Here is a 7,580-nt window from a genome sequence, read left to right on the forward strand (position 1 = left end):
CACCGGCGGTGGTGACGGGAGGTAGCACCGCGCTGAACCCGTCGCCATCGCCTTTGCTATCGTGGCGCCCCCGAAGGATCGAACCGGCATGAGCGAACTGCAGGACCTGAGCGCACTGATCCGCGCCAATACCCCCCTGATCGTGATCGAGACCCAGGATGAGGGCCGCATCGTCGAGCTGTTCCGGCAGACGCTGATGCATGTCTGGCGGGCGCTGCACCGCTGGTCGATCACCGAGGGCCTGCGCCGCATCGACCTGGACAGCGAGGACCCGCCGGTCGGGCCGCCCGATGCCAGCGCGGCGCTGCAGATGATCCGCCAGGCCGACCAGCGCGGGGTCTACCTGCTGCTCGATTTCCACCCCTACCTGGGCTACGCCAGCCACCAGCGTGCCCTGCGCGACCTGATCCAGCGCCGCCACAGCGAACCGCACGTGCTGGTGCTGATCGGCGCCAAGGTCGAGCTGCCGGCCGAGCTGGAAGCGCTGGCGGTGCGCTTCAACCCGCGCCTGCCCGACGCCAATGCCCTGCTGAAGATGCTGCGCGAAGAGGCCGACGCGTACGCGCGCGAGCATGGTGGCCGCCGCGTCGAGGTGGACAGCGAGGCGGTGAAGAAGATCCTGAAGAACCTGCAGGGCCTGAGCCTGGTCGATGCCCGCCGCATCGCGCGCCAGCTGATCTACGCCGACGGCGCGCTGCGCGACGACGATCTGCCGCAGCTGGCGCGGCTGAAGTTCGAGCTGCTCAACCGCAGTGGCCATCTGTTCTTCGAGCACGACAGCGCGCGCTTCGGCGACGTGGCCGGTGCCAACCGCCTCAAGCGCTGGATCAACCAGCGCCGCGTGGCGTTCATTGCCGGCTCGGCGCCGGCCGGGCTGGACCCGCCGCGCGGCATGCTGCTGCTGGGCGTGCAGGGCTGCGGCAAGTCGATGCTGGCCAAGGCCACCGCCGCCGGCTTCGGCGTGCCGCTGCTGCGCCTGGACGTGGGTGCGCTGTACAACAAGTACCACGGCGAGACCGAGGCCAACCTGCGCCAGGCGCTGGCCTCGGCCGAACAGCTGGCACCGTGCGTGCTGTGGATGGACGAGATCGAGAAGGGCCTGGCAACCGGCGGCGAGGATGGCGGCGTGTCGCGCCGGGTGCTCGGCCACCTGCTGACCTGGATGGCCGAGCGCAAGGCACCGGTATTCATCGTCGCCACCGCCAACCAGGTACATGAGCTGCCGGCCGAACTGCTGCGCAAGGGCCGCTTCGACGAGATCTTCTTCGTCGACCTGCCCACGCCGGACGTGCGCGTGGAACTGCTGCGGCTGCACCTGGGCCGGCGCCAGCTCAACGCCGACGACTTCGCACTGCCGGCGCTGGCTGCTGCTGCCAACGGCTTCTCCGGTGCCGAGATCGAGCAGGCGATCGTGGCCGGGCTGTATGCCGCGCACGCGGAAAGCCGGCCGCTGGACACCGAGCTGCTGATGACCGAGATCCGCGCTACGCGGCCGCTGTCGGTGCTGATGGCCGAACAGGTGGAGGCACTGCGGGCGTGGGCGTCGGGGCGGACGGTGTCTGCGGACGACTGAGGGGTTTCCCGCGAACGGCGCAGCCCCTCGTGGCGGGTTGGCCGCGAACATCAAAAGCCGCGCCTGGCCGGGCGGGGTGGATTCGCGGGGGACGCCGTGAACCCATCCCTGGGGGCTTGGCCGCGGCATCCATGCCGCGGACACCCCCGCGAACCCACCCCGCCCGGCCTCTGACAATTTCCGAATGCGTCCGCCACGGAAAAGAAAAAAGAAGATCAAAAGCAGAAGCCGGTTGGCTGGCCGCCTTTTGTAGAGCCGAGCCCACGCTCGGCTGCATTTCGATCAGATATCGAAAAATCGATTCCGATGTGGATTCATCCACGCATGGCGTGGATACCGTGTCGACCAAGGTCGACACCTACCAGCAACAGGGAACTGTCAGAGGCGGGGCGGTGTGGGCAGGCAGGACCGTTGGCGCCATGGATGGCGCCATCGAGCCCCCATGGATGGGTTTACGGCGTGTCCTGCCTGCCTACACCGCCCCGCTCCCTCGGTAAGTCCGCTGTTGCTGTTGCTTCGGCTGTTGCCTCTGCGGGTGCCGGGTGCAACCCGGCCGAACCCCTTCCTCAGGGCCAGGCAGGCGGCGCGGCCACCCAGGCCTGCTGCACTTCGGCCAACGACGCACGCTCGTCCTCGCGCCAGTGCGGCAGCAACTGCGCAAACTGGGCACTGCTGCTCCACTGCGACGGCTCGGTACGTACCGCAGCCGCATACCACCGCACCGCCTCCTGCTTCTGCCCAGAGCGCCACAGCGCCAGCGCATAGGTGGGCGGTACCCAGCTGGGCTTGCTGCGGGCATTGCCGGCCGAGGCCACCCACTGTTCCAGCGCCGCCTCCGGCTTGCCCTGGCGCAGCAGATCCCAGCCATAGTTCCAGCGTACATTGCGGCCAGCGCTGCTCTGCGCCGGCGCCTCCCTCAGCGCCTCGCCGTACAACTGCTCGGCCAGCTCGGTGCGGCCCTGGCTGCTGGCAACCGAAGCCAGCTGCACCGTGGCTTCCAGCGCACGCCGCCCGCGTTCACGCAGCCTGACCAGCTGGGTCACCAGCTCATCGCCCTCGCCCTGCATGGCCACCATCGGCGCCGCGGCCAGGTCGCTGTCGAAATAGAACTCCTGCGGTGCCGGCACCGCCGGCGCGGCCCACGCGCTGAGCGCTCCCGAGGCCAGCAGCACGCTGGCCAGGATCTTTCCTGCAACTGACATTCCTTCTCCCCAGGCTGCACAACCGCAGCCTCCCTCTCTCCCGCCGATCCTAACCCCAGCGGCGGCGCGGGCGCGAGTGCCGGGGCCGCTACGGCCCCGCTGCTACAATTCGCGCCTTTCCCGCCGTGTGCCTGCACGCGGCCGGTGCCAGCCGATCCTGACCAGGCCAGCCATGACCAGTACCGCGCAACTCACTTCGCCGTCTTCCGCCGACCTGCTCGATCGTGATTACACGCTCGATCACAAGTACACCCGCAACGAGGGGCGGATCTACCTCAGTGGTGTGCAGGCGCTGGTACGGCTGCCGTTGATGCAGCGCCTGCGCGATGCCGCCGAAGGCATCGACAGCGCCGGTTTCGTCAGTGGTTACCGCGGCAGCCCTCTGGGCGGCTTCGACCTGGAGCTCTGGCGCGCACGCAAGCACCTGGACGCGGCCAAGGTGAAGTTCACCCCGGGCCTGAACGAAGACCTGGGCGCCACCATGGTGTGGGGCACGCAGCAGACCAACCTGTTCCCCGGCGCCAACGTGCAGGGCGTGTTCGGCATGTGGTACGGCAAGGGCCCCGGCGTGGACCGCTGCGGCGACGTGTTCAAGCACGCCAATGCCGCCGGCACCTCGCGCTACGGTGGCGTGCTGGCACTGGCCGCCGATGACCATGCCTGCCGCAGCTCGACCCTGCCGCATGGCAGCGAGGACGAGTTCGTCAGCGCGATGATGCCGGTGCTGAACCCGGCCGGTGTGCAGGACATCCTCGACATGGGCCTGCTCGGCTGGGCGATGAGCCGCTATACCGGCCGCTGGGTCGGCTTCAAGACCATCGCCGAGACGGTGGAATCGTCGGCTTCGGTCGAGGTCGATCCGCTGGCGCGCCGCATCGTGTTGCCGGACGACTTCGACATGCCCGGCGGCGGCCTCAACATCCGCTGGCCGGACCCGCCGCTGGACCAGGAAATGCGCCTGCACCGCTATGCGGTGAAGGCGGCCCAGGCCTTTGCCCGCGCCAACCGCATCGACAAGGTGGTGATGGACGCACCGCGCGCGCGGCTGGGCATCGTCACCACCGGCAAGAGCTACCTGGACGTGCTGCAGGCGCTGGAATACCTGGGCCTGGACGAGGCGGCGTGCGCCGACATCGGCATCCGCGTGTACAAGGTCGGCATGACCTGGCCGCTGGAACCGGAAGGCATCGCGCGCTTCGCGCAGGGCCTGGAAGACATCATCGTGGTCGAGGAGAAGCGTGCCTTCATCGAGCGCCAGATGAAGGAACAGTTCTTCAACTGGCCGGCCAGCTGGGGCCAGCGCCCGTCCATCGTCGGCAAGTACGACGAGAGCGGTGAATGGATCCTGCCGTCCACCGGCGAACTGACCCCGGCCACCATCGCCGGCGTGATCGGCCGCCGCATCCAGAAGTTCTTCAACAACGACTCGATCGAGCAGCGACTGCAGTGGATGCAGGAAAAGGAAGCCGAGCTTGCGTTGCCGCGCGCCAGCTTCCCGCGCGTGCCGCACTACTGCTCGGGCTGCCCGCACAACACCTCCACCCAGGTGCCGGAAGGCTCGCGTGCGCTGGCCGGCATCGGTTGCCATTACATGGTCACCTGGATGGACCGCAGCACCGACACCTTCACCCACATGGGCGGCGAAGGCGTGACCTGGGCCGGGCAGGCGCCGTTCACCGATACGCCGCACGTGTTCCAGAACCTCGGTGATGGCACCTACTTCCACAGCGGTTCGCTGGCGATCCGCCAGGCGGTCGCGGCCGGCGTCAACATCACCTACAAGATCCTCTACAACGATGCGGTGGCGATGACCGGCGGCCAGCCGGTGGACGGTCCGCTGAGCGTGCCCGACATCGCCAAGCAGATGCGTGCCGAAGGCATCCACACCATCGTGGTGCTGTCGGACAACATCGGCAAGTGGACCGGCCAGCGCGAGCACTTCCCCAGCGACGTCGAGTTCCACGACCGCAGCGAACTGGATGCGGTGCAGAAGCGCCTGCGCGAAGTGAAGGGTGTTTCGATCCTGATCTACGAGCAGACCTGCGCCACCGAGAAGCGCCGCCGCCGCAAGCGCGGCAAGCTGGAAGACCCGCAGAAGCGCGTGCTGATCAATTCGCTGGTCTGCGAAGGCTGCGGTGACTGTGGCAAGAAGAGCTTCTGCGTGTCGGTGCTGCCGAAGGAAACCGAGTTCGGGCGCAAGCGCGAAATCGACCAGTCCAACTGCAACAAGGACTATTCCTGCGTGAACGGCTTCTGCCCGAGCTTCGTCACCGTGCACGGCGGCCAGCCGCGCAAGGGCAGCAAGCGCGATGCCTCCACGCTGCTGGACAACCTGCCGGCACCGACCCTCCGCGGCACGCTGGAACAGCCCTGGAACATCCTGATCACCGGCGTCGGCGGTACCGGCGTGGTGACCATCGGCGCACTGCTGGGCATGGCCGGCCACCTGGAAGGCAAGGGCGCGAGCGTGCTTGACCAGACCGGCCTGGCACAGAAGGGTGGCGCGGTGACCACGCACATCCGCATTGCACGCCGGCCCGAGGACATCCACGCCGTGCGCATCGCCGCCGGTGAGGCCGACCTGGTGCTGGGCTGCGACATGGTGGTGGTCAACGACTACTGGGCACTGTCGAAGGTACGCGCCGGCCGCTCGCAGGTGGTGTTGAACACCTACGAAGCGATGCCGGGTACCTTCACCACCCGCCCGGACATGCAGTTCCCCGCCGCCGACATCATCGCCGGCGTCCGCGTGGCACTGGGCGGCCAGGAACCGCTGCTGCTCGATGCCACCCAGCTGGCCACCGCGCTGCTTGGCGATGCCATCGCCGCCAACCTGTTCATCCTCGGCTATGCGTGGCAGCAGGGCCTGGTGCCGCTGTCGTTCGAATCACTGATGCGCGCCATCGAACTCAACGGTGCAGCCGTGGCGATGAACCAGCAGGCCTTCGCCTGGGGCCGCCTGGCCGTGGTTGACCCGCAGGCCGTGCAGCAGGCGGCCGGCCTGGTGCGCAACCGCCATACCGATACCGAATCCACCCCGGGCCCGCTGCATCCGCTGCCGCCGGGCGAGTGGGAGGGCAACGAATGGGGCGCCACCGCCGCGCCGCGCAACACCGGCGACGAGCGCGAACTGCGGGGCCTGCCCTCGCACGGCGGTGACGTAGCGTTCCTGCCGCTGGACGACGCGCGCCTGTCGCGCTCGCTGGATGAAATGATCGAGCGCCGCGCCGCGTTCCTGGTCGAGTACCAGGATGCCGCCTATGCCAACCGCTACCGCGACCTGGTGGCGCGCGTGCGCGCGGCCGAAGCCGACCGCATCGGCGGTTCCACCGCGCTGACCGAGACAGTGGCGCGCTACCTGTTCAAGCTGATGGCGTACAAGGACGAGTACGAAGTGGCCCGCTTGTACACCAGTGGCGACTTCCAGCGCCGCCTGCAGCAGCAGTTCGAGGGCGACTACCAGCTGCGCTTCCACCTGGCGCCGCCGCTGTTCGCGAAGAAGGACGAGCAGGGCCGGCTGCTGAAGAAGGAATATGGCCCGTGGATGTTCAAGGCGTTCGGCCTGCTGGCGAAGCTGAAATTCCTGCGTGGCGGCCGCTTCGATGTGTTCGGGCGCACTGAAGAGCGCCGCATGGAGCGCAGGCTGATCGGCGACTACGAGGCAACCGTGCAGGTGCTGCTGGACGGCCTGGATGACGACCGCCTGGCGCTGGCGGTGGAGATCGCCAGCATTCCCGAGCACATCCGCGGCTATGGCCACGTCAAGGAAGCCCATTTCGAACAGGCCAAGGCACGGGAAGCGGTGCTGCTGGCGCAGTGGCGCAATCCGAAGGCGCTGCACATCGTGCAGGTGGCCTGAAGCGGGTGCCGGCCAGCGGCCGGCACTACCGGCGATTCAGCCCAACCGCCACAGCAGCAGGCGGTTGTTGGCCGGCATCGCCACATCGCCCAGTCGGGTGAATCCGTTGTCGGCGGCCAGCGCCTGCACCGCTTCACTATCGCGGATGCCGCTACGCGGATCACGCGCCTTCAGCCAGGCATCGAACTGCGCGTTGCTGTCGCTGGTGTAACGGCCGCCGTAGTTGAAGGGGCCATACACCGCCAGCAGCGCGCCGTGGCGCAGTACCGGCGGCAGCGCGGCGAACAGCGCCTGCACGTGTTCCCAGCTCATGATGTGCAGCGTGTTGGCGCTGAATGTGGCGTCGAACGTACTGCCCTGCGGCAGGCTGAGGCCAGGCGCCGGCGGCAGCTCTACCTGCAGGGCGAGCGGCGGCAGCAGATTCAGCAGCGCAGCCTCCGCGCGCCAGTCCTCGATGCCAGGCAGATGGTCCGGATGATCGCTGGGCTGCCAGCGCAGCCACGGCCAGCGCTCGGCAAAGAAGGCGGCGTGCTGGCCGGTGCCGCTGCCGATTTCCAGCAGGCGATGACGGTCGCCCATCCAGGGGTCGAGTGCGGCGGCGATCGGTTCGCGGTTGCGCGCGCAGGCTTCTGAATACGGCTTGCTCGACATCAGGACGGTGTCCAGGCGGGGTCGGCCCCATTGTGCACGAGGGGGGATGACTGAGCAGGGCTGCGCCCTGCACCTGCCGAAGCAACCGCAAAAGCCGAAGCAACGTCAAAAGCTGGCTTTCTGTGGGATGGCGAGGCGGGTCCGGTGGCACGGGACGCCGTAAACCCATCCATGGGGGCTTGGTCGCGGCATCCATGCCGCTCACACCCCTGCCACCGGACCCACCTCGCCTTCGACAGATTTCCGCGATCTGTTGGAAGTACTCTTGGGGTCAGATCCGTTTTCCACAGGAAAA

The 7,580-nt window shown here is 68.0% G+C and carries 4 protein-coding genes; 2 read left to right on the forward strand and 2 right to left on the reverse strand.

Going from position 1 to position 7,580, the window contains the following annotated elements:
- The first annotated feature begins 88 nt into the window (after nucleotides 1-88).
- On the forward strand, nucleotides 89-1,573 hold the full coding sequence (locus ACMZPQ_RS10625; RefSeq protein WP_197580477.1) for an AAA family ATPase: 1,485 nt from the start codon (nucleotides 89-91) through the stop codon (nucleotides 1,571-1,573).
- A gap of 566 nt (nucleotides 1,574-2,139) precedes the next feature.
- Here the strand turns inward: ACMZPQ_RS10625 and ACMZPQ_RS10630 are convergent.
- Nucleotides 2,140-2,775 (reverse strand): tetratricopeptide repeat protein, encoded by a 636-nt coding sequence (locus ACMZPQ_RS10630; RefSeq protein WP_197582673.1) that lies wholly within the window; start codon nucleotides 2,773-2,775, stop codon nucleotides 2,140-2,142.
- A 172-nt stretch (nucleotides 2,776-2,947) separates the two neighbouring features.
- On the opposite strand from ACMZPQ_RS10630, the gene ACMZPQ_RS10635 reads away from it, so the two are divergent.
- Nucleotides 2,948-6,634: an indolepyruvate ferredoxin oxidoreductase family protein gene (locus tag ACMZPQ_RS10635; protein WP_197582674.1), complete on the forward strand. Its 3,687-nt coding sequence runs from the start codon at nucleotides 2,948-2,950 to the stop codon at nucleotides 6,632-6,634.
- Between the two features lie 36 nt (nucleotides 6,635-6,670).
- Here ACMZPQ_RS10635 and ACMZPQ_RS10640 read toward each other — a convergent pair whose 3' ends face one another.
- Nucleotides 6,671-7,285 carry a DUF938 domain-containing protein gene (locus tag ACMZPQ_RS10640; RefSeq protein ID WP_197582675.1) on the reverse strand — a complete coding sequence of 205 codons (615 nt, stop codon included), beginning with the start codon at nucleotides 7,283-7,285 and terminating at the stop codon, nucleotides 6,671-6,673.
- Nucleotides 7,286-7,580: the final 295 nt, after the last annotated feature.

It is taken from the genome of Stenotrophomonas maltophilia (assembly GCF_047497515.2).
Classification (GTDB): Bacteria; Pseudomonadota; Gammaproteobacteria; order Xanthomonadales; family Xanthomonadaceae; genus Stenotrophomonas.

Bases quoted from the DNA above. Each gene is read 5' to 3' on its own strand.
- ACMZPQ_RS10640 (WP_197582675.1), bottom strand. From the start codon at position 7,285: ATGTCGAGCAAGCCGTATTCAGAAGCCTGCGCGCGCAACCGCGAACCG.
- ACMZPQ_RS10625 (WP_197580477.1), top strand. From the start codon at position 89: ATGAGCGAACTGCAGGACCTGAGCGCACTGATCCGCGCCAATACCCCC.
- ACMZPQ_RS10630 (WP_197582673.1), bottom strand. From the start codon at position 2,775: ATGTCAGTTGCAGGAAAGATCCTGGCCAGCGTGCTGCTGGCCTCGGGA.
- ACMZPQ_RS10635 (WP_197582674.1), top strand. From the start codon at position 2,948: ATGACCAGTACCGCGCAACTCACTTCGCCGTCTTCCGCCGACCTGCTC.